This is a genomic window from Agrobacterium sp. CFBP 3001 (assembly GCF_027871605.1).
GTDB classification, from domain to species: Bacteria; Pseudomonadota; Alphaproteobacteria; order Rhizobiales; family Rhizobiaceae; genus Agrobacterium; species Agrobacterium leguminum.
Genome location: NZ_JAQAHD010000002.1, coordinates 186,263 through 209,476, shown reverse-complemented (window position 1 = coordinate 209,476; position 23,214 = coordinate 186,263). Strand labels below are relative to the sequence as shown.

At 60.4% G+C, this 23,214-nt stretch carries 12 protein-coding genes; 9 read left to right on the top strand and 3 right to left on the bottom strand.

Features of this window, described 5'->3' with window-relative positions; translation table 11 throughout:
• Nucleotides 1–537: 537 nt before the first annotated feature.
• Together PH605_RS04615 and PH605_RS04610 are read left to right on the top strand one after the other, a co-directional pair.
• Nucleotides 538–9,033 carry a GH36-type glycosyl hydrolase domain-containing protein gene (locus PH605_RS04615; protein ID WP_142844411.1) on the top strand — a complete coding sequence of 2,832 codons (8,496 nt, stop codon included), beginning with the start codon at nt 538–540 and terminating at the stop codon, nt 9,031–9,033.
• Nucleotides 9,034–9,322: 289 nt separating this feature from the next.
• Complete coding sequence (locus PH605_RS04610; protein WP_142844410.1) at nt 9,323–9,568, top strand: hypothetical protein; 246 nt, start codon at nt 9,323–9,325, stop codon at nt 9,566–9,568.
• A 95-nt stretch (nt 9,569–9,663) separates the two neighbouring features.
• Here the strand turns inward: PH605_RS04610 and PH605_RS04605 are convergent, their stop codons facing one another.
• Nucleotides 9,664–11,430, bottom strand: a complete 1,767-nt coding sequence (locus PH605_RS04605) for a glucan ABC transporter ATP-binding protein/ permease (protein ID WP_003520317.1) — start codon at nt 11,428–11,430, stop codon at nt 9,664–9,666.
• Nucleotides 11,431–11,769: 339 nt separating this feature from the next.
• Here PH605_RS04605 and PH605_RS04600 point away from each other — a divergent pair, with 339 nt between their 5' ends.
• The 6 genes from PH605_RS04600 (at nt 11,770) to PH605_RS04575 (ending at nt 20,306) form a co-directional block, all read left to right on the top strand.
• Complete coding sequence (locus tag PH605_RS04600) at nt 11,770–12,507, top strand: helix-turn-helix transcriptional regulator (protein WP_065656899.1); 738 nt, start codon at nt 11,770–11,772, stop codon at nt 12,505–12,507.
• A 106-nt stretch (nt 12,508–12,613) separates the two neighbouring features.
• Nucleotides 12,614–16,075 (top strand): pyruvate carboxylase, encoded by a 3,462-nt coding sequence (pyc, locus tag PH605_RS04595; protein ID WP_142844409.1) that lies wholly within the window; start codon nt 12,614–12,616, stop codon nt 16,073–16,075.
• Nucleotides 16,076–16,202: 127 nt separating this feature from the next.
• Nucleotides 16,203–17,003, top strand: coding sequence for a DeoR/GlpR family DNA-binding transcription regulator (locus PH605_RS04590; RefSeq protein ID WP_142844408.1), 801 nt, complete (start codon nt 16,203–16,205; stop codon nt 17,001–17,003).
• A 12-nt stretch (nt 17,004–17,015) separates the two neighbouring features.
• On the top strand, nt 17,016–18,206 hold the full coding sequence (locus tag PH605_RS04585) for an MFS transporter (RefSeq protein WP_078052330.1): 1,191 nt from the start codon (nt 17,016–17,018) through the stop codon (nt 18,204–18,206).
• 120 nt (nt 18,207–18,326) lie between these two features.
• On the top strand, nt 18,327–19,577 hold the full coding sequence (gene ispG / locus PH605_RS04580) for a flavodoxin-dependent (E)-4-hydroxy-3-methylbut-2-enyl-diphosphate synthase (RefSeq protein ID WP_020010805.1): 1,251 nt from the start codon (nt 18,327–18,329) through the stop codon (nt 19,575–19,577).
• A 66-nt stretch (nt 19,578–19,643) separates the two neighbouring features.
• A complete protein-coding gene (locus tag PH605_RS04575; protein ID WP_003520323.1) occupies nt 19,644–20,306 on the top strand; it encodes an OmpA family protein in 663 nt (220 codons plus the stop codon).
• Nucleotides 20,307–20,336: 30 nt separating this feature from the next.
• Here PH605_RS04575 and PH605_RS04570 read toward each other — a convergent pair whose 3' ends face one another.
• On the bottom strand, nt 20,337–21,251 hold the full coding sequence (locus tag PH605_RS04570) for a polyprenyl synthetase family protein (protein ID WP_065657031.1): 915 nt from the start codon (nt 21,249–21,251) through the stop codon (nt 20,337–20,339).
• 236 nt (nt 21,252–21,487) lie between these two features.
• On the opposite strand from PH605_RS04570, the gene mtgA reads away from it, so the two are divergent.
• Nucleotides 21,488–22,135 (top strand): monofunctional biosynthetic peptidoglycan transglycosylase, encoded by a 648-nt coding sequence (mtgA, locus tag PH605_RS04565; RefSeq protein WP_211380811.1) that lies wholly within the window; start codon nt 21,488–21,490, stop codon nt 22,133–22,135.
• Nucleotides 22,136–22,150: 15 nt separating this feature from the next.
• On the opposite strand, the gene PH605_RS04560 is transcribed toward mtgA, so the two are convergent.
• A complete protein-coding gene (locus PH605_RS04560) occupies nt 22,151–23,170 on the bottom strand; it encodes an aldose epimerase family protein (RefSeq protein WP_080856867.1) in 1,020 nt (339 codons plus the stop codon).
• Nucleotides 23,171–23,214 lie beyond the last annotated feature (44 nt).

Here is a 23,214-nt window from a genome sequence, read left to right as displayed (position 1 = left end):
TTTGCAAATGACATAGCAGCATATGCAGCCATGCGTAAGGGGCGTAGCCTGCCCGGAAATGCCCCGAAATTCAGCGCTTGCATCGTGCCGCGACAGGTGGCATGGAACTATTGACGTCCTGGGGCATTAGCTTCTTTCGGATGTAGCGCGGGCCTTTCGGTTCGTGTTGCCCTTCAGGTTGTCAACGGGGGATTATCGGACGTTGCGCGAACAGTTTTCGCCATCGGGGAGGGTGCGAAATCCGGTCGGAACGGCATTGCCGGGCCGAACGATACCATTTTCTTCCCCTCATCGAAAAAGCCCTGTCCGCGCCGATCTCCAGCTTCGCAGATATTCCGGAATAATGACGCTGCAGCATGACGCGCCTGCGAATATTCCGCACTTGACGATCCGTTCCGCGCAGCGTCCGGTCCGGTTCACCGAAGGTTCAGGATAAGTCATAAATATAGCGTGGCCCGATTTTCGTGTGTGTTCCCGCCACGGACGAAATGCCGGTCAAGTCGAACAAGTTTCCATAAAGTTCAGAATACGAGCCCGATGTCATTTCATATTACCCCGACCGCCGCCGCCCGTGATTCCGAGACGAAGCAGATCGATCACAACGATTCGATCCGCGCGTCCTATATGACGGTGGAGGAACTGCATGATGCGGGCGCCGCGCTTTCCCGCGATGGCGCCGACAGTCTTCCCGGCTTCATGGAATTCGATTTCTTCGAGCGTCATCGTGAGAACGAGAAGGAAATCCTCAGGGTCTATCGCACGACGGCCGTCGATGCGGAAAATGGCGCCACGATAACGCCGGCGGCGGAATGGCTGCTCGACAATCACTACGTCATCGAAGAGGCGATCCAGGAAGTCCGCCGCGATTTTCCGCGCAAGTTCTATCGCCAGCTGCCGACGATGACGGTGGGCGGCGTGACGATCCCGCGGGTCATGGCGCTCGGCTGGCTTTATGTCGCCCATACCCACAGCACGGTTTCGCGCGAAAACATGACGGCGCTGGTGGATGGCTATCAGACCTCGAAGACGCTGCAGATCGGCGAATTGTGGGCTTTGCCGTCGATTATCCGTTTTGTCCTCATCGAAAATCTTCGCCGCATCTCCATCCGTGTGGAGCGTTCGCGCCGCATGCGCCAGAAGGCGAATGAGGTCGTCGATGAAATCATCCGTCTGAACGATGCGGAAGCCTCGGCAGCGCTTCTCAAGCAGGTCGATTCGCTGGTCGACGACCCGACTTTCGCGACGCAGTTCCTTTATCGTCTGAGAAACGGTTCGCAGACCTCCGGTTTTGCCGTTGCTTGGCTCGAAGAGCGTCTTCACGCTGCCGGCACCGACGCTGAAAACGTCATGATGTCGGAACATAACCGCCTGGCATCCGGCAATGTGACGATGGGCAATATCGTCAAGAGCCTGCGCGAAATCGACGATACCGAATGGTCGGTGTGGTTCGAGGAAGTCAGCCATATCGACAAGGTTCTGCGCGAAGAGACCGACTACGAGGTTCTCGATTTCGGTTCGCGCAACACCTACCGCAACACGATCGAACTTCTGGCGCGCCGTTCTCCCAAGACCGAAGTCGAGGTTGCGCGCGCCGCTGTCGAAATGGCGCGTTCGGAGACGCCGGCGGGTGCGGATGAAACCCATCGCGTCAATGTCGGCTCCGTGCTCGTCGGCCAGCGCCGCTTCGAGCTTGAAAAGGCTTTGGGTTACCGGCCGCTGGTGTCGCAGCGCATCGTGCGCTCGATGCGCAAGTTCAACTGGCTGGCAATCGCCGCGCCGGTGCTTCTGATCACTGCGCTCGCCATGCTTGCTGTCGGCTGGTTCCTGGCGCAGGCGGGCATGCCCTGGTATGTCGTGACCGCGTTCCTGCTGATGTTCGCATTGCCGGCATCCGAAGGCGCGACCGGCCTCTTCAACACCCTCGTCACCTTCTTCGTGAAACCGTTCCGGCTGGTCGGATACGAGTTCAAGAACGGCATTCCGCAGGACGCCCGCACATTGGTCGCCGTGCCCTGCATGCTGACCAGCCGCGACAGTGTCGACGAGATGATGCGCAATATCGAAGTGCATTATCTCGCCAATCCACATGGCGAGATCTACTTCTCGCTGGTGAGCGACTGGCGCGATGCGCAATACGAGCAGTCCGACGATGACCTCGAGATTCTCGATTATGCCAAGCGCGAGCTTGCGGCGCTGAACAGCCGCTACGCCTTTGATGGCAAGACGCGCTTTTACCTGCTGCATCGCCGCCGCCTCTACAATCCGGCCGAAGGCTGCTGGATGGGCTGGGAGCGCAAGCGCGGCAAGCTGCATGAGCTGAACATGCTGCTGCGCGGCGACAAGGATACGACCTTCCTCGGCGGCGCGAACGTCGTGCCGGAGGGCGTGAAATACGTCATGACGCTGGATGCCGATACGCGCCTGATGCGCGATGCGGTGACCAAGCTCGTCGGCAAGATGCACCACCCGATCAATCGCCCGGTGATCGATCCGGTATCCGGACGGGTTGTCGAAGGCTACGGCCTGCTGCAGCCGCGGGTGACGCCTTCGCTGACGACCGGCAAGGATGCCTCTGTCTTCCAGCGCGTTTTCTCGATCAACCGCGGTATCGATCCTTACGTCTTTACCGTTTCCGACGTTTATCAGGACCTGACCTCCGAAGGTACCTTTACCGGCAAGGGCCTTTACGATGTGGATGCCTTCGAGGCGGCGCTGAAGGGCCGAATCGAGGAAAACTCCATCCTCAGTCACGATCTGCTCGAAGGCTCCTTTGCGCGCTGTGCGCTGGTGACCGATGTGGAACTGGTGGAGGACTTCCCAACCCGTTATGAGGTGGAAGTGTCGCGCCAGCATCGCTGGGCGCGTGGCGACTGGCAGCTTCTGCCCTTTATCCTCGATCGTGCCCGTGGCGTTACCGCCATCGGCCGCTGGAAGATGGTCGACAATCTGCGTCGCTCGCTGACGCCGATCGCCTGGTTCTTCGCCTCGATCCTCGGTTGGTATTTCATGGATCCGCTCGGTGCGTTGATCTGGCAGATCCTGCTGATCTTCTCGCTGTTCGTCGCGCCCACGCTGTCCCTGCTGTCCGGCCTCGTGCCGCGCTCCACCGATATTGTACCGCAGGCGCATTTCCATACCATCTGGTCGGAAATCCGCGCCACCAATGCGCAGGTTGCGCTGCGTATCGTCTTCATCGCCGATGCCGCCTGCATGATGACGGATGCGATTGCCCGTTCGCTTTACCGCCTGCTCGTCAGCCACAAGCTGATGCTGGAATGGCGTACCGCCGCCAGCATGCAGTCGAGCGCGCAGGGCAGCATCGTCGATTATTATCGCCAGATGTGGCATGCGCCCGTGGTGGCGATGCTTGGCCTGTTGTTTGCGGCGCTGCCGGGCGACAACGCTTTCCTGATCGGCATTCCATTCACGCTGCTCTGGGTTCTGTCCCCCGCCGTTGCCTGGTATGTCAGCCAGTCGGCTGAAACCGAAGACCGGCTGTTCGTTTCGGAACACGTCTCCTTCGAGCTTCGCAAGATCGCGCGCCGCACCTGGCGTTATTACGAGGCTTTCGTGACGCCGCAGGAAAACCACCTGCCGCCGGACAACTTCCAGGAAACGCCGGAACCGATCGTTGCTTCGCGTACATCGCCGACCAATATCGGCGTCTATCTGCTCTCCGTCATCTCGGCGCGTCAGTTCGGCTGGATCAGCTTTGCCGATACGCTGGAGCGGATCGAGAACACGATCCAGACTGTCGAGAAGATGGAAAAATATCGTGGCCATCTCTACAACTGGTATCACACCGACACCTTGCAGACGCTTGGGCCGCGTTACGTTTCTGCGGTGGACAGCGGCAACCTCGCCGGTCACCTTATTGCGGTTTCGTCTGCCTGCCGTGATTGGGCAGAAGCGCCGTCCGCGCATCTTCAGGGTAATCTGGACGGTATCGGCGATCTTGCCGGCATTCTGCGCGAAACGCTGAAGGCGCTGCCCGACGACCGCAAGAACCTGCGCCCGCTGCATCGCCGCCTCGAGGAGCGCATCATCGGCTTCTCGAACGCTCTCGCCTCCGTCAAGCGTGAGCATGAATTTGCCTCGATCCGCGTCATCAATCTCGCGGTTCTTGCGCGCGATATCCAGAAACTCGCAACCAACGTCGATCATGAGGTGAAATCCGCGCAGAGCGCGGAAGTGACGCGCTGGGCGCAATTGCTCGTCGATTGCTGCGAGGCGCATATTTCCGACAGCGCCATCGACCTCACCAACATGGAGCCGCTGCGCCAGCGTCTCGCATCGCTGCGCGACCGCAGCCGTAACCTTGCTTTCTCGATGGACTTCACCTTCCTTTACCGCAAGGATCGCCGTCTTCTGTCGATTGGCTACCGCGTCGAAAGCAAGGAGCTTGACGAGGCCTGCTACGACCTTCTGGCTTCCGAATGCCGCTTGACCAGCCTCTTCGCCATCGCCAAGGGCGATCTGCCGACCGAGCACTGGTACCGTCTCGGCCGTCAGGTCGTGCCGATCGGTGCGCAGGGCGCGCTGGTTTCCTGGTCCGGCTCGATGTTCGAATATCTGATGCCGCCGCTTGTCATGCAGGAGCGTCAGGGTGGCATCCTCAACCAGACCAATAATCTGATCGTCAAGGAACAGATGAACCACGGTCGTCGTCTCGGCACGCCGTGGGGCATTTCCGAAGCGGCGTTCAACGCCCGCGATCACAACATGAACTACCAGTACACCAACTTCGGTGTGCCGACGCTTGGCCTCAAGCGTGGCCTTGGCCAGAATGCGGTGATCGCACCTTACGCATCGATCCTCGCCAGCCAGTATGATCCCGATGGTGCGCTTGAGAACCTCGACAAGCTGCGCAAGCTTGGCGCTCTCGGCCAGTACGGTTTCCATGACGCGGTGGATTTCACGCCGACACGTGTGCCGGATGGCAAGGTCTGCGCGGTGGTCTACAATTATTATGCACACCACCACGGCATGTCGATTGCGGCCGTCGCCAACGTCGCCTTTGACGGCGTGCTGCGCGAACTCTTCCACTCCGATCCGGTGATCGAGGCGGCAGAACTGCTGCTGCAGGAAAAGGCGCCGCGCGAAGTGCCGGTCATGAGCGCCAAATACGAGCCGGAAACCCCCGGCAAGGAACAGGCGGACTTGTTGCGTGCGGAAGTTCGTTCCATCACCGACCCGGCCGCGCGCGACCGCGAAGTGGTGTTCCTCTCGAATGGCCACTACTCGACCATGCTCACCTCGACGGGTGCCGGTTATTCGAAGTGGAACGGCCAGGCCATTTCCCGCTGGAAGGCCGACCCGACCGACGACCGCTGGGGCACCTTCATCTTCCTGCGCGACACCACCAATGGACAATGGTGGAGCGCAACGGCCGAGCCGCGTGTCATCGAGGGCGAAAAGACCAAGACGATCTTCACCGATGACAAGGCCGAGTTCCACAAGACCACCGGCGATCTGCAAAGCGTTGTCGAATGCATCGTCGCCACCGAGCACGATGCCGAAGGCCGCCGCGTCACCCTGCTCAATGTCGGTTCCGAGGATCGCTATATCGAAGTGACCTCCTATTTGGAGCCGGTCATTGCGTCGGAGGATGACGACAATGCCCATCCGCTGTTCTCGCGCATGTTCGTGCAGACGGAGATCGGCCGTCGCGGCGACGTCATCCGTGCGTGGCGCAACCGTCGCAGCCCGAACGAGCCGGGCACCGTCATCGCGCACCTGGCCGCTGACAATGCCGGCCCGTCGCGCCCGACGGAGTTCGAGACCGATCGCGTCAAGTTCATCGGTCGCGGACGCTCGCTGCGTGAAGCGGCGGCTTTCGATGCCGGTGCGACGCTTTCCAGCACCGACGGCTTCACGCTTGATCCGATTCTGTCGCTGCGCCGCACCGTGCGCGTGCCGGCGGGCAAGAAGGTGAGTGTAATCTTCTGGACGATTGCCGCGCCGAGCCGCGAGGAAGTCGACAAGGCAATCGACCGTTATCGTCATCCGGACGCCTTCGCGCATGAACTGGTGCATGCCTGGACGCGTACGCAGGTGCAGATGCGCCATGTGGGCGTCACCTCGCAGCAGGCGGCCGCCTTCCAGCATCTCGGCCGTTATCTGACCTATCCGGACATGCATCTGCGTGCGGATTCGGAAACGCTGAAAACGGGTCTCGCGTCGCAGCGCGCCTTGTGGCCGCTTGCGATTTCGGGCGATTTCCCGATCTTCAGCCTGCGCATCAACGACGATATGGACATGGATATCGCCCGTGAAGCGCTGAGCGCCCATGAATATCTGCGCTCGCGCGGTGTGATCTTCGATCTCGTCATCGTCAACGAACGGGCTGCGTCCTATGCGCAGGACATGCAGCATGCACTCGATCATATTTCCGAGGCGCAGCGCCGCATCAATCCTGCCGATGGCGGACGTCCGCACGTCTTCTCGGTGCGCCGCGACCTGATGGATGAAGAGACTTGGAGCGCGCTTCTCGCCGCTTCCCGCGTCGTCCTCCACGTGCGCAACGGCAAGATCGTCGACCAGATCAACCGTGCGGTATCGCTGTTTGCGGCCCATCGCAGCCCCGACGGCACGAGCGATGCGGCACAGGCCCGTCTGCCTGTTCCGGTCTTCCCTGTGGCGGAGCCGGTGGAAGATGCGGGCGATCTCGATTTCTGGAACGGTTTCGGCGGTTTTACCAGAAGCGGTCAGGAATATGTCGTGCGCCTCAATGGCGGGCAGTCCACGCCGCATCCATGGATCAACGTCATCTCGAACGAGAATTTCGGCTTCCATATTTCGGCCGAAGGCGCCGGTTTCAGCTGGAGCCGCAATTCGCGCGACTATCAGCTGACACCCTGGAGCAACGATCCGGTCATCAACCGGCCGGGTGAGGCCTTCTATGTCGCCGATGTGGAGACAGGAAAGCTCTATACGCCCTGTGCCGCGCTGTCGCGCGATCCCGAAGCCATGTTCGAAACCCGCCACGGTCTCGGTTACTCCGTGTTGACGGGCGTGGCCGATACGCTGGAGGTGGAGCTGACGCAGACCGTGGACCGTGAAAAACCGGTCAAACTCTCGCAGGTCATCGTTCGCAACAAGGGCTCGAAAAGTCGCCGTCTGAAGGTCTATGCCTATGTGGAATGGGTGCTCGGCAATAACGGCCAGAAATCTGCGCCGTTCATTCTGAGCAGGCATGATGCCGGCAACAATGCGATCTTCGCGTCGAACCCCTACAGCATCGACTATAGCGCTCGCACGGCCTTCCTGACGCTCGACAGCGAAGCGAGCGGCTTCACGACCAGTCGCCGGGAATTCATCGGCCGCTTCGGGTCGGCGCAGGCGCCGCAGGGCATCGTGTCCGGGGCTGCACTCAGTGGCAGCACGGAGGTCGACGGCGATCCCTGTGCCGCGCTGATGCAGGAAATCCACCTGAAGCCCGGCGAAGAACGGCACATGACCTTCATTCTCGGCGATGCCGACAATGCGGAAGAGGCCGAAGCGCTGGTGAAGGATGTTCGTAAGGCGGACTTCCAGACGGTGCTGGATGAGAGCAAGGCGTTCTGGACGGGCTTTACCGGCCAGTTGCAGGTTTCCACGCCTGATTCCGGCTTCAACCACATGGTCAACAACTGGCTGCCCTATCAGGCGCTGGCATGCCGCATTCTGGCGCGTACTGCCTTCTACCAGTCGAGCGGTGCTTTCGGCTTCCGCGACCAGCTTCAGGATACGCTGGCCTTCCTGCTCTACCAGCCGGATCTCGCCCGCAAGCAGATCCTGCGCGCGGCAGGCCGCCAGTTCCCGGAAGGCGATGTGCAGCACTGGTGGCTGCCGCTGACGGGCGCCGGTGTTCGTACCACCATTTCCGACGATGTGGTCTGGCTCGCTTATGCGATCAACCAATATGTCTCGGCCACGGGCGATGCTGCCATCCTCGATGAAAGCATCCCCTTCCTGAAGGGGGCGGCATTGATGCCCGGCCAGCATGACGCTTTCTTCCAGCCGGAAACCAGCGACAGATCCGCCACGCTTTACGAGCATGCGGCGCTGGCGCTCGATCTTGCCATTCATCGCACCGGCGAAAATGGCCTGCCGCTGATCCTCGGCGGCGACTGGAACGACGGCATGAACCGTGTCGGCGTGGGCGGCAAGGGCACCAGCGTCTGGCTCGGCTGGTTCCTGTCCGGAGCGTTGCGCGATTTCATCGAGATTGCGGAAAAGCGTGGCGATACCGACCGCGTCGGCAAATGGGCGGCGCACCGGGAAAAGCTACGCAATGCGCTGGAAACAGCGGGTTGGGATGGCAGCTATTACCGGCGTGGTTATTTCGATGACGGCACGCCGCTCGGTTCCGCCGAAAGCGAGGAATGCCGGATCGATTCGCTCGGCCAGAGCTGGAGCGTTCTCTCCGGCGAAGGCGAAGGGGCTCGGTCGCGGCAGGCAATGGATGCCGTCATGGAGCATCTGGTCGATGAGCAGACCGGCATTATCCGGCTGTTCACGCCGCCCTTCTCGCGAGCGCCACATGATCCGGGTTACATCAAGGGATATCCGCCGGGTGTGCGCGAAAACGGCGGACAATATACCCATGCGGCGACCTGGGTGGTTCTCGCCCTTGCGAAGCAGGGTAGGGCACAGGAGGCATGGAACTGCTTCAAGCTGCTCAACCCAGTCAATCATGCGCTCGATGCGGCAGCATCGGAAACCTATCGGGTCGAACCCTACGTGGTGACTGCGGATGTCTACGGTGAAGGCGCTTATGCAGGCCGTGGCGGCTGGAGCTGGTACACGGGTTCCGCCGGGTGGCTCTACCGCGCCGCTGTCGAGGGTATTCTCGGCATCACCCGCACCGACGGCAAGCTGCATATTTCGCCGTCGCTGCCGGAGGACTGGAGCGGCTTCTCGGTGAAGATCACGCTCGACGGCAGGGCCAGGGATATCGTCGTAAGCCGCAAGGCCGATACGGCGGAAGTCTCCGTTTCCGTCGATGGCAAGGCCCTGTCGGCAGGTGATCGGGTGATCCCCTTCGACTGAGACGATCAGGTCTTCGTTCGCCTTTAAACTCAGGCTCCCGTGGTAACGCGGGGGCCTGAATCTTTATGGGGCTACCCTGGCCTCCGACTCAGTCTGTGGGTCGGATCATGGCACGGAAGCCCGGACCTAGTTCGCAGCGTCGGCTGGAAGCTCCCGCAGCACCGGGATAGGGTCATATTGGCGAAGGTTTTGATGGCGCGGTGCCGGATCGTCCGGTGCGGACTGTCTCGTCAATCTTTTCGAGAAAAGCAACAGTCGCGAATAATCGGTCGATCGGAAGGGAGTTATCTTGCGATTCAGCGCATCTTTCACAGAACTTGCACTGTTGGCGTTGCTCGCCATTCTTTCCCTGGCGTTGTCCTGCTGGTTGGCGCGCTACCCACGGAAAACGAGCGTCGGAATAATGCTTGGCGTGGTACTTGGAGTTTTCCTGACCAATCTCGCAGCAGGTATTGTCGCCTTTCTGGGAAATGTCCTCCCCTTCGGGCAGATCGATTTCTGGCTGGCAAGTTCCCTGACCGAAATTCTCCGATAGGCGACCTGTGATCTGGCGGGGCCGTCGGGAAACGGGCAAAGAAAAAGGGCGGACAACATGCTGTCCGCCCTGTCTTCATTCCGTCAGCCAGACCCTCAGGAGGCAATGGCCTTCGGCCGGGGCTGCTGGTTTTCGTCTTCCGTCAGCAGGCCGCTGGTGCGCAGCAGCGAGGTAAAGCGTCCGCCACGCTGGCTCAGCTCATCGAAAGTACCCTTTTCGATGATCCGGCCCTGATCGAGGAAGAGGACGAGATCGGCATCGCGGACCGTGGAAAGGCGGTGGGCGATGATGAAGGTTGTACGGTTCTTTCTCAGCGCGTCGACAGCGGCCTTCACCCGAGCTTCCGTTTCCACATCAAGCGCACTGGTCGCTTCGTCCAGAACCAGAATGGGAGCGTTCTTTAGTATGGCGCGGGCAATGGCGATGCGCTGGCGTTCGCCGCCGGACAGGCGGTTGCCGCGTTCACCCACCTGGGTCAGATAGCCGTTGATGCGGCTATCGATGAAATCCGTCGCCGCCGCTGCTGCCGCTGCTTCCACTACTTCCGCATCGGTGGCCGATTCACGGCCGAGGCGGATGTTTTCGCGAATGGAGCGGTTCAGCAGGCCGGCATCCTGAAACACCGTGGCGATGGAGTTGCGGAGCGAATTTTTCGTCACCGTCGAAATATCGGTCCCATCGATCAGAATCTGGCCGGAATCGGGATCGTAGACCCGCTGCAGGAGATTGATGAGCGTGGTCTTGCCGGCACCTGTCGGTCCGACGATCGCGACTGTCTCGCCGGCCTTGGCCGTGAACGAAACGTCGTGAACGCCCTGCTTGGTGTTGGCGAAACCGAAATTGATGTTGCGGAACTCCACGGTGCCGGAGACATTCGACAATTCGCGCGCATCGCCCGGCTCTTCCCGTTCCTTGACGGAATCTTCCAGCACGAAGAAATCCTCGAGCTTGGCGCGGGCTTCGAAAATCTGCGTCACGAATTGGCGCATCTGGTCCAGACGGCCGATCAGGAGATTAGCGAAACCGATGAAGGCGATGACATCGCCGACGCGCAACTCGCCGTTCTTCACCAGCACGGTGCCGATGACGAGGATGATCATCATCGAAACGGTGGAAGCCGTGCGGTTCAAAGCACTGGCAAAGGCCCACCAGTCGAGCACCGGATATTGCGCGCTCAGCAGCTTTTCGGTGAAAGATTTCAGCGCCTTCGTTTCGGCCTCGATGCGGTTGTAGCTGTGCAGCACCGAGACGTTGCTGATGGAATCGCTGACATGGGCAAAAACGCTATGATAGTGTTCTTCGACCGAAGCCTGGCCGTCCTTGGTGCGGCCCATCACCCACTTGCCGATGAACCAGTATACGATACCGAGGCCGATCAGCACGAAGCTGAGGCGCAGGTCCATGGACATGGCGGTCGGCACAAGCAGCACCAGTGCGACGAAGGTGGCCAGATGCGTGCGCATGAATTCGAGCCACAGGCCGAACAGCGTTTCGCTGGCGCGCAGCAGCGTGTGGAGGGCATTGGATGTGCCGCGCTGATGGTGCCAGGAAAGCGGCATCGAGATGATGCGCCCGAAGGCTTCTGTCAGCAGCGAAGCGCGCCGGCCATGGGCCAGCCGGTCCGCCTCGCGGGCGACAGCCACATAAGCGACAGTGTTGAAGACACCGAAACCCGCCCAAAGAATGAGAATGGGCGTGACATTGGTGCCGGAAGAGATGGCGTCGATGATCCGGCCGAACAGCACCGGTTCGGCGATGGTGATCGCTGCAAGAATGACGTTGGCGATGACGACCACCGTCACCCGCCATTTATGTACGGTCAGATAGCGCAGAGCGCGTGTGTAAACCTGAAACAAGGTCAAATTTTCAATCCAGTCCGAGCGTCTTTTTCGAGCGGTTGTTTGTTCGGTCTCAAGGCAAGTTATTTTAGCAAGGTTGCATGAGACGGCGAAATTTGTGTAATTATCGCTCTTTCTGTCTGAATGGCGGCTTAACAGATTGACCGCGCGTGCGAACCGAAAAAAACCGAACCCGATGTTTCCCGGGGACTGCCGTCACAAGATTTCGCATCTTCGTTTCAGGGATTGCTAACGACGATATGTTCAATCTCAACCGACCGGCGCCCGAGTAACATGACGTCATCGCGGGACCACGTCCTTCGTGTCATTCCCTTCAAGCCAAGCTCCGGACCCCGTGTCTTTATGCATGATATTCTTCACTTCATCTCTGCGTGTTACCAGACGGGAAGCGCCGACCGCGTTCGTTCCGAATTTGCAACGCTCATTCGCGAATACGGTTTCGACTATTTTCTTGTCAGCAGGCGGATGACCGGGGAGCTCGCCTCCACCGGACACATCCTTGCGCAACATCTGCCCGAAGGCTGGCTGGAGGTCTACAGGGCCAAGAAATACAATCTCGTCGATCCCGTCCGCAAGGTGATCGGCATGGTGCACAAGCCGTTTCAGTGGAAGGAAGCGCTGGACGGCCTACCACGTGCGATGCATCGCAAAAGGGCGAGCGTCTTTTTCCACGATGCCGGCCGGTACGGTCTGCAGGGTGGTTACGCCTTCCCCGTGCATGGCCGCGCGGGCTTCATCGGTGCGGTCTTCATTGGCGGTCAGGATCGGCAATTGCCCTCTTTGCAGGTGGAACTTCTGGATGCGGCCACGCGTGCCGTGTTCTGGCGCCTGCTCGATCTTTCCGGTCAGTCCCACGGCTTCAGCAATGCTCCTGACGTTTCCGCTCTCGAGCTTACGAGGCGCGAAATGGAGGTGCTGACGCTGATGGCGGACGGCATGACCTCCACCGAAATTGGACGCCAACTATCGATCTCCAACCACACGGTCGATTGGTATATCAACGGAATTCAGCGCCGTTTCAGCGCCAAGAACCGGCAGCATACAGTAGCACTTGCTTTTCGTCATGGTTTGCTGAGCTAGCGCAAACAGGACAGTTCTCGCCGGAATTGCCCTTTCCAAGACCGGGTTTTGCTGCTTAATTCCGCAGTGCAGCAGAAATTTTGTTTTGGCGTGTGGGGAGACCGTCTTGAAAATATCGAAAATACTTGTTGCCAACCGATCCGAAATTGCGATCCGCGTTTTCCGGGCAGCGAACGAGCTTGGGATTAAAACCGTTGCGATTTGGGCGGAAGAGGACAAGCTGTCTTTGCACCGCTTCAAGGCGGACGAATCCTATCAGGTCGGCAGGGGGCCGCATCTCGCCAAGGATATGGGACCGATCGAGAGCTATCTTTCGATCGAGGAGGTCATTCGCGTAGCCAAGCTTTCCGGAGCGGACGCGATCCATCCCGGTTACGGTCTTCTGTCTGAAAGCCCCGAATTCGTGGAGGCCTGCAACAAGGCCGGCATCACCTTCATCGGACCGACGGCGGAAACCATGCGCCAGCTCGGCAACAAGGTGGCTGCGCGCAATCTGGCGATCTCGGTCAACGTCCCCGTTGTTCCCGCTACCGATCCGCTGCCCGACGATATGGCGGAAGTGGAGCGCATGGCCGAGGAAATCGGCTATCCGGTCATGCTGAAAGCTTCCTGGGGCGGCGGCGGACGCGGCATGCGCGCCATCCGCAGACGAGAGGACCTTGCCCGTGAGGTGACGGAAGCCAAGCGCGAGGCGAAGGCCGCCTTCGGCAAGGACGAGGTCTATCTGGAAAAGCTGGTCGAGCGTGCTCGCCACGTCGAAAGCCAGATTCTCGGCGATACGCATGGCAATGTCGTGCATCTGTTCGAGCGTGATTGTTCGATCCAGCGCCGCAATCAAAAGGTGGTCGAGCGTGCGCCCGCGCCTTATCTCACCGAAGCGCAGCGTCAGGAACTTGCTGCCTACTCCCTGAAGATCGCCGCCGCGACCAGCTATATCGGCGCCGGCACGGTCGAATATCTGATGGATGCCGATACCGGCAAATTCTACTTCATCGAGGTCAATCCGCGCATCCAGGTGGAGCATACCGTCACCGAAGTCGTTACCGGTATCGATATCGTCAAGGCGCAGATCCATATTCTCGAAGGCGCTGCCATCGGCACCGCGGAATCCGGCGTGCCGCGCCAGGAGGATATCCGTCTCAACGGCCATGCGCTGCAGTGCCGTATCACCACTGAAGACCCGGAACATAACTTCATTCCGGATTACGGCCGTATCACCGCCTACCGTTCCGCCTCTGGCTTCGGCATCCGTCTGGATGGCGGCACTTCCTATACCGGCGCTGTCATCACCCGCTATTACGATCCGCTGCTCGTCAAGGTAACGGCCTGGGCGCCGCAACCGGATGAGGCGATCAACCGCATGGACCGCGCGCTGCGCGAATTCCGTATTCGCGGCGTGGCAACGAACCTCACCTTCCTCGAAGCCATCATCGGTCACGACAGTTTCCGCAACAACACCTATACGACCCGCTTCATCGATTCGACGCCGGAGCTGTTTGCGCAGGTCAAGCGTCAGGACCGCGCCACCAAGCTTTTGACCTATCTTGCCGACGTGACCGTCAATGGTCACCCGGAAACCAAGGGACGCGCCAGACCGTCCGACAAGGCGGCAAAGCCCATCGTGCCTTACATCGATGCGCCGACGCCTGATGGTACCAAGCAGTTGCTGGACAAGCTCGGTCCAAAGGGCTTTGCGGACTGGATGCGCAACGAAAAGCGCGTGCTGGTCACCGATACGACCATGCGTGATGGACACCAGTCGCTGCTGGCCACCCGCGTTCGCACCCATGATATCGCCCGAGTCGCCAGCGTTTACGCCAAGGCGCTGCCGCAGCTTCTCTCGCTGGAATGCTGGGGCGGGGCGACGTTCGACGTTTCCATGCGCTTCCTGACGGAAGACCCATGGGAGCGTCTTGCGCTGATCCGCGAAGGCGCGCCGAACCTGCTGCTGCAGATGCTTCTGCGCGGCGCGAACGGCGTCGGATACAAGAATTATCCGGACAATGTCGTCAAATATTTCGTCCGTCAGGCTGCAAAGGGCGGGGTCGATCTTTTCCGCGTCTTCGACTGCCTGAACTGGGTGGAGAATATGCGCGTCTCGATGGATGCGATTGCCGAGGAGAACAAGCTCTGCGAGGCGACCATCTGCTATACCGGCGATCTGTTGAATTCGGCTCGTCCGAAATACGATCTCAAATATTATACCAACCTTGCCGCCGAGCTTGAAAAGGCCGGAGCTCATATCATCGCCGTGAAGGACATGGCGGGCCTGTTGAAACCGGCCGCCGCCAGGGTTCTGTTCAAGGCGCTGCGTGAGGCGACCGGTCTGCCGATCCACTTCCACACCCATGATACGTCGGGTATTTCCGCCGCGACCGTTCTTGCAGCCGTGGATGCCGGTGTCGACGCCGTCGATGCTGCAATGGATGCCTTCTCCGGCAATACGTCGCAGCCATGCCTCGGCTCGATCGTGGAGGCGCTGGCGGGGTCGGAACGCGATACGGGTCTCGATACCGAATGGATCCGCCGCATTTCCTTCTACTGGGAGGCCGTGCGCAACCAGTATGCCGCCTTCGAGAGCGATCTCAAGGGACCGGCCTCGGAAGTCTATCTGCATGAAATGCCTGGCGGCCAGTTCACCAACCTCAAGGAACAGGCGCGTTCGCTGGGTCTCGAAAGCCGCTGGCACGAGGTGGCGCAGGCCTATGCCGACGCCAACCGCATGTTCGGCGATATCGTCAAGGTGACGCCGTCCTCCAAGGTCGTCGGTGATATGGCGCTGATGATGGTCAGTCAGGATCTGACGGTGGCCGACGTTGAAAACCCTGATCGTGAAGTGTCTTTCCCGGAATCGGTGGTGTCGATGCTGAAGGGCGATCTTGGACAGTCGCCCGGCGGCTGGCCGGCAGCCCTGCAGAAAAAGGCGCTGAAGGGCGAAGCGCCCTATACGGTTCGTCCGGGTTCGCTGCTGGAAGATGCTGATCTCGATGCCGAACGGAAAGTTATCGAGACCAAGCTGGAGCGCAAGGTCGACGATTTCGAGTTCGCGTCCTATCTGATGTATCCGAAGGTGTTCACGGATTTCGCGCTGACAGCCGAGACCTATGGCCCTGTGTCAGTGCTGCCCACCCATGCCTATTTCTACGGCATGGAGGATGGCGAAGAACTGTTTGCCGATATCGAACGCGGCAAGACGCTGGTCATCGTCAATCAGGCCTCGTCCGGCACGGATGACAAGGGCATGGTGACGGTGTTCTTCGAGATCAACGGCCAGCCCCGCCGCATCAAGGTGCCGGATCGTGCCCATGGCGCTTCCGGCTCCGCCGTGCGCCGCAAGGCCGAACCCGGCAATGCCGTCCATATCGGCGCGCCGATGCCGGGTGTGATCAGCCGCGTCTTCGTCAACCAGGGCCAGGAGGTCAAGGCCGGCGATGTGCTGCTTTCCATCGAAGCCATGAAGATGGAAACCGCGCTTCACGCCGAACGCGACGGCAAGATCGCAGAAGTTCTGGTGCGCCCCGGCGACCAGATTGATGCGAAGGATCTGCTGATCGCTTACGGAGAATAAAGCCGTATCCAATCATTGATGCAGTGTCAGACGCCCGCCTCTCCGGCGGGCGTTTTTTGTTGCGCAGCCGTAAAAACTCGAATATGCATGTTCGTGCACGTTTATTCCTGTTTATGCATGAGTTTCGATGAGCGATCATTTTGTCAGCGAGCGGCAGGCGCTCATCCTTGCGCAGTTGCGGCAAAGCGGCCGGGTGCTGGCGCAGGATCTCGCGCAGAATTTCGGCGTTTCCGAAGACACCGTGCGCCGCGACCTGCGTGAGATGGCAGCCCGGGGAGAATGCCTGCGGGTTTATGGCGGGGCGTTGCTTTCCGACAGCAAAACGGTGCCGCTGAAGACGCGCATTGCCGAGGACGCCGACCGCAAGGCCCTGCTGGCGCGTGCCGTTGTTCCGCTTCTCGAGCCGGGCATGGTAGTCTTCATCGATGCCGGTTCCACCAATCTCGCCATTGCAAGGGCGCTTCCCGCCGGGCTCAACCTGACGGTCGTGACGAATACGCCCGCCATTGCCGCTGAACTGACGGGCCGGGCCGATATCGATCTGGTGCTGATCGGCGGCAAGGTCGACCCGGCCGTAGGTGCTGCGATCGACGCCATGGCGCTTCGGCAGCTCGAACTGATGCGGCCCGATCTCTGCATTCTCGGTGTCTGCGGCGTTGCGGCCGAAACGGGTCTGTCGGCGGATGTTTTCGAGGATGCGGTGTTCAAGCGGCTTGCCTGCAGCGCCAGCCAGCGGATTGTCGCCGCCATCACCACGGAAAAGCTCGGCCACAGGGCAGCTTTCCATGTGCATGATTTTTCTCCACCTCTTTCCCTCGTGCTGGAACAGGATGCCGACCGTGCATTCGTCGAGGCGCTGTCGGCAAAGGGCGTACAGGTTTATTGCGGCGAAGATGACGCCGTTCAGTTTTCTCATGGTCAAGTCTGAAGGATATTGCCGATGAATGGCCCCACGACATTTTCGCCGACAGGCATACGCTCGTCCTATCTGACGCGGCACAGGCTGGGCGTTTCCCTGCTGTTCTTGATGAACGGTTTCATGATGGGGTCATGGGCGCCCAAGATTCCGGAATTTGCGGCGCGCCTGTCCCTCAGTGAGAGCGCGCTCGGCCTGATCATTCTGGTCTTCGGTATCGGTTCGCTGGTTTTCATGCCGATTGCCGGTTCGCAGATCGCCCGTTTCGGCTCACGTACGGTCAGCCTCGTCACTGCGGCGATCTTTTTGCCGACCCTGCTTTTCATTTCCTGGGCGGGCACGGTGTGGGCCGGGGTGATTGCGGTGTTCTTGTTCGGCGGGCTGACGGGGGCGATGGATGTAGCCATGAACGCCAATGCGGTAGCGGTAGAACGGGATATGCGCCGCGCCATCATGTCGTCGTGCCACGCCTTCTGGAGCCTTGGCGGCCTGATTGGCGCCGGTCTTGGCGGTTATCTCATCACGGCCATCGGTGTGCAGGGACATGCCATTGCGCTGACGGTCATCGCACTCGTGCTGCTGGTCATCGCGTGGCCGCGCGTCCTTGCGGATCGTCCGCATCCGGAGGAAGAGCGCCCGAAAGGCGGCCTGCCGCTGACGCCGCTGCCGTGGATCATCGGCCTGATGGCGCTGTTCTCGATGATTCCTGAAGGCGCTATCCTCGACTGGGGCGCGCTTTATCTGCGCAATGAACTCGGTGCTTCGGTATCGCAGTCCGGTTTCGCTTTCGCGGCCTTCTCCCTGACCATGGCGGCCATGCGGTTTGCCGGCGATCTGGTGCGTGACCGCTTCGGCGCCGTGACGACCCTGCGCTTCTGTTCGGCCATGTCGATTATCGGTCTTCTCATTGCCGGTCTTGCGGGAAATTCCACTATCGCGATCATCGGCTTCGCGATTGCCGGCGTCGGCATTTCCAACATGGTGCCCATTGCCTTTTCCGCCGCCGGCAACATGCCGGGACTGGCGCCCGGCATTGGTCTCTCGGTGGTCACCACCATGGGCTATTCCGGTATTCTGGTGGCGCCATCGGCCATCGGCTTTATTGCCGAGCATACCGGTCTTGCCAGCGTCTTCATCGCCCTGCCGCTCTTGCATGTGGTGGTTCTGTTACTGTCGCGGCTCGCCCGCCATGCGGATGGCGCGGGCAAGGAATAGGCGTCTCGAATTTTGCCATGATTGCGGTAAAGTAGAAGCTCTCATGCGTTGGGTGTTGACAAGCAGGCTTGCCTGTTTCACCTCAATTGCCAGACCTTGCCGCAAGCTCCAGAGACCGCCATGACGTCACATGCCGATTACGATCCCAAGCCCCGCCGCGCATCCGTCGCCGTAGACGTGGGCGGTGTCATCGTCGGTGGCGGCGCGCCCGTCGTCGTGCAGTCGATGACCAACACCGATACGGCGGATATCGACGCCACCGTGCAACAGGTGGCGGCGTTGTTCCGGGCCGGTTCGGAAATCGTGCGCATCACCGTCGACCGCGACGAGAGTGCGGCCGCCGTGCCGAAAATCCGCGAGCGGTTGCTGCGGCTTGGGCTTGATGTGCCGCTTGTCGGCGATTTCCATTATATCGGCCACAAGCTTCTGGCCGATCATCCGGCCTGCGCCGAAGCGCTGGCGAAATACCGCATCAATCCGGGCAATGTCGGCTTCAAGGACAAGAAGGACAAGCAATTCGGCGAGATCGTCGAAATGGCGATCCGCTACGACAAGCCGGTGCGAATCGGCGTCAACTGGGGGTCGCTCGATCAGGAACTTCTGACGACGCTGATGGACAAGAACAAGGAGCAGGGTTTCCCTCTCTCCGCCCGTCAGGTCACGCGTGAGGCCATTGTTCAGTCGGCGCTGATTTCCGCCGAGCTTGCCGAAGAGATCGGCCTGCCGCGCAACCGCATCATCCTGTCTGCCAAGGTCAGCCAGGTGCAGGACCTGATCGCCGTCTATTCCATGCTGTCGGAACGCTCCGACCACGCCCTGCATCTCGGCCTCACCGAGGCGGGCATGGGCTCCAAGGGCATCGTCGCCTCGTCCGCCGCCATGGGTTACGTCTTGCAACACGGCATTGGCGATACCATCCGCGTTTCGCTGACGCCCGAGCCGAATGGTGACCGCACCCGCGAAGTGCAGGTGGCGCAGGAATTGCTGCAGGTTATGGGTTTCCGTCAGTTCATTCCGGTCGTTGCGGCATGTCCCGGCTGCGGGCGCACCACGTCCACCGTCTTTCAGGAACTTGCCCAGAACATCCAGAACGATATTCGCAAGAACATGCCGATCTGGCGTGAGAAATATCCGGGTGTCGAGGCGCTCAACGTTGCCGTCATGGGCTGTATCGTCAACGGCCCCGGTGAAAGCAAACATGCCGATATCGGCATTTCCCTGCCCGGAACCGGCGAAAGCCCGGCAGCGCCCGTCTTTATCGACGGTGAAAAAGCGCTGACCCTGCGTGGTCCCAATATCGCCGCCGATTTTGAAGCGCTTGTGATCGATTACATCGAAAAGCGTTTTGGCCGGAAAGATGCGGCGGAGTAAAGAGTACCGTGAAAAGGCCGGAATTCCACTGTCATACCTCCTGAACCTCTCGGAGCATCAAAACACATGATCAAAAAAATCGCGATCGTCGCCCTTTGCGGGACCTATCTTTCCGCCTGCACCACCACCGATCCCTATACGGGTGAGCAGAAGATGTCGAACACGGCGGGCGGCGCCGGCATCGGCGCCGTGGTCGGTGCTCTGGGCGGTCTGGCTGTCGGCGGTTCGCCGACCGGTCGCCGTAATGCCGCGCTTATCGGTGCGGGCATCGGCGCGCTCGCCGGCGGCGCCATCGGTAATTACATGGATGGCCAGGAAGCCGAGCTTCGCGCCCAGCTTCAGGGAACCGGCGTTTCGGTTACCCGCCGTGGCGACAGCATCGTTCTCAACATGCCGTCGAACATCACCTTCGCGACGGACCAGGATCAGGTCATCCCGCCATTCTATCAGACGCTCGATTCCGTCGCCATCGTGCTGAACAAGTTCAACCGCACGCTGATCGACATCAACGGCCATACCGATTCGACCGGCAGCGCCGGTTACAATCAGGGCCTTTCGGAACGTCGTGCCGCATCGGTCGCCAATTATCTCGGCGCGCGTGGCGTCGATCAACGTCGTATTTCGACGCTCGGCTTCGGCCCGTCGCAGCCGATCGCTTCGAATGCAACGCCGGATGGCCGCGCCCAGAACCGTCGCGTCGAAGTGCTGATTTCGCCGCTTAAGGGCTGATTGGGTAATGAAAAGCTGAGTGGAAGCCGCTTAGCTCTTTCGTTCAGCGATGAATCTGGCGGCCGCGATGAGAATCGCGGCCTTTTCGCCATAAGGGGCCAGCAGTTCGCTTGCTTCCGCCACTTGCTCCCGCAGCTGGCTGCGCGCCCAGTCCTCGCCGCGCAGCGCCACGAGCGTTCCCTTGCCGCGCGCGGCGTCCTTGCCGGTTGCCTTGCCCATGGTGGCGGCATCGGCCGTCAAATCCAGAAGGTCGTCGGCAAGCTGGAAGGCGAGGCCTATCTTTTCGCCGAAGAGACGCAGCCTTTGCCTTTCGGAAACATCGCTGCCGGCGATGATTGCGCCCGCTTCGCAGGCAAAACGCAGCAGTGCACCGGTTTTCATAGCCTGCAATGTAATGACACCGGCTTCATCAGGTGCTTTTTTCTCAGCAGCGAGATCGAGCGCCTGGCCGCCGGCCATACCGCCGATGCCCGCCGCGCGGGCAAGCGAAAGTACGAGCGCGGCCTTGCGCTCGGCCGCAAGCGGATTTTCGTCCGATGCGATGATATCGAAGGCAAGCGTCAGCAGGCTGTCGCCGGCGAGAATTGCTGTCGCCTCATCGAATTTGCGATGCACGGTCGGCTGGCCGCGGCGCAGGTCGTCGTCGTCCATGGCCGGCAGATCGTCATGAACAAGCGAATAACAATGGAGGCATTCCAATGCCGCGCCAACATAAAGGGCGGCTTCGGCATTCCCGCCCGCAAGGGCGGCACTTTCGATGACGAGGAAGGGTCGCAGGCGCTTACCGCCGTTCAACACGCCATGGCGCATGGCGTCGAGCAGGTTTTGCGGGCGCGTGATCTCATCCGCGCGGGCTTCGCCGGAAAGCAGGCGACCAAGCAGGGCTTCGGTTTTTGCCGCGTTTTCGCGCAGCTTCGTTTCGAAATTTGTCATCGCAGCGTCCATGCCGCGCTCTTTGGCATGCCGCGCGAATGCAGGCAAACCTTTTCGTGATTCCAGCGGTGCAACTATTTGAGCGGACTCGCCTTAAAGGCGGCAATGGACTATGAAAGGCTTCAATTGGTGCGGGGCTTTGACGAATATTGAGCAGTACGCCTGAAAGCGACGCAGATTACGCCGTACTGGCGGAAGACCGGAGCAGTCCGAAGGTGGATTTTCGCACGTTGGCAAAGCGTATCGTCATGACCTTGCTGGCTTTGCTGATCCTGCCCTATCTGCTGATTCCGGTTTATGCGCTGCCGTTTATCCGGCCGGTCTCGACGCTGATGCTCGCCGATCTGGTGACCTTTCAGGGTTATGACCGGCGCTGGGTGCCGCTCGAGGATATTTCGCCGCGCCTTGTGCAATCCGTTATGATGTCCGAGGACGGGCAATTCTGTTTCCATGGCGGCGTGGACTGGAACCAGATGCAGTCCGTGGTCAGCAATGCGCTGGACGGGGCCGCGACGCGTGGGGCGAGCACCATTCCGATGCAGACGGCCAAGAACCTGTTTTTATGGAACGGCCGCTCCTTCCTGCGCAAAGGGCTGGAGTTGCCGCTGGCGATTGCTGCCGATTTCGTCTGGTCGAAAAAACGGATGATGGAGATTTATCTCAACGTTGCCGAATGGGGACCGGGCATTTATGGAATCGAGGCTGCCGCCCAGCACCATTTCAAGGTGCCGGCCGCAAAACTGAGCTCCCGTCAGGCGGCGCTGCTGGCGGTTTCGCTGCCTAATCCCATAGACCGCGTCGCCAGCAAGCCGGGACGCGGATTGCAACGGCTTGCCGGCCTTATCGAACGGCGCGCGCGTGCCTCCGGCGGCTATGTCGGCTGCGTGCTGGATTGACCCCGGCGCGCCGCGTCAGCTTTTCCTGAAAATATAGTCGGTTTCCTGACGCAGGGTTTCACCCGGCCGCAGGATAGCGTGCGGAAAATCCGGGTGGTTAACGGCGTCCGGCCAAATCTGCGTTTCCAGGCAGAAACCGGCAAAGGGGCCGTAGTGACGGCCATCGAGGCCGGGAACCGGAACGTCCAGTTTGAAGGCCGAATAAAACTGCACACCGGGCTCGGTGGTGTGAACCTCAAGGGCGATATCGGAGGCCGGCGAATAGGCGCGGGCGACCTTGCGTTTTGCGCGGCGCTCGGGCGACAGGCAGAAATTGTGGTCGTAGAGAACCTGCTCGCCATTATCCTTGCGCCGCATCGGTGTCGGGTGGCGCAGGTCGAAGACGGTGCCTTCGACGGAGCGGATTTCGCCCGTCGGTATCTGCTTTTCATTGGTGGGCAGGTAAAAATCAGCCGCGATGCTGATCTCATGCCCAAGCGCGGTGTCTGCGCCATCGAGATTGAAATAGGAATGCTGGCAGACATTGGCGATGGTCGGCTTGTCGGTCACCGTTTCATAGACCACCGAAAGCACGCCGCCGTCGAGGATCGTATAGGTGGCCGTGACCGTGCAATTGCCGGGATAACCAGCGCGGCCATCGGGATCGATGATCTGCAGAACCGCGTGGCTTTCGCCATGTTCCATCAGCATCCAGTTGCGCTTGCCCATGCCGTCGCTGCCGCCATGCAGGTGGGTTACGCCCTTTTCATTGAGCTCCAGCTGGTAGTCGCGCCCGTCGATGGAGAACCGCCCGTCGCCGATGCGGTTGGCGTTGCGGCCGGGCGTGGCGCCGAAATAGGAGGAATATTTGTAGTCCTCGAACTTGTCGAAGCCGAGGACGAGCGGCGGCTGGTGGCCTTCAAGGCGCAGATCCTGAATGACGGCGCCCCAGGTGATGACCTTGGCTGTCAGCCCGCCTTTCGCGATGGTGACGCGTTCGACTTTTTCGCCCGTCGCCGTGAAACCGAAATTCTCCCGAGCCGCCGCGTCGCTCATCGTCATTCTCCCTGATGTTGCGAATTGCCGGGCGGACGTTGCGT

Bases quoted from the DNA above. Each gene is read 5' to 3' on its own strand.
- ispG (WP_020010805.1), top strand. From the start codon at position 18,327: ATGACGTCACATGCCGATTACGATCCCAAGCCCCGCCGCGCATCCGTC.
- PH605_RS04585 (WP_078052330.1), top strand. From the start codon at position 17,016: ATGAATGGCCCCACGACATTTTCGCCGACAGGCATACGCTCGTCCTAT.
- PH605_RS04575 (WP_003520323.1), top strand. From the start codon at position 19,644: ATGATCAAAAAAATCGCGATCGTCGCCCTTTGCGGGACCTATCTTTCC.
- mtgA (WP_211380811.1), top strand. From the start codon at position 21,488: ATGACCTTGCTGGCTTTGCTGATCCTGCCCTATCTGCTGATTCCGGTT.
- PH605_RS04570 (WP_065657031.1), bottom strand. From the start codon at position 21,251: ATGGACGCTGCGATGACAAATTTCGAAACGAAGCTGCGCGAAAACGCG.
- PH605_RS04600 (WP_065656899.1), top strand. From the start codon at position 11,770: ATGCATGATATTCTTCACTTCATCTCTGCGTGTTACCAGACGGGAAGC.
- PH605_RS04560 (WP_080856867.1), bottom strand. From the start codon at position 23,170: ATGAGCGACGCGGCGGCTCGGGAGAATTTCGGTTTCACGGCGACGGGC.
- PH605_RS04590 (WP_142844408.1), top strand. From the start codon at position 16,203: ATGAGCGATCATTTTGTCAGCGAGCGGCAGGCGCTCATCCTTGCGCAG.
- PH605_RS04615 (WP_142844411.1), top strand. From the start codon at position 538: ATGTCATTTCATATTACCCCGACCGCCGCCGCCCGTGATTCCGAGACG.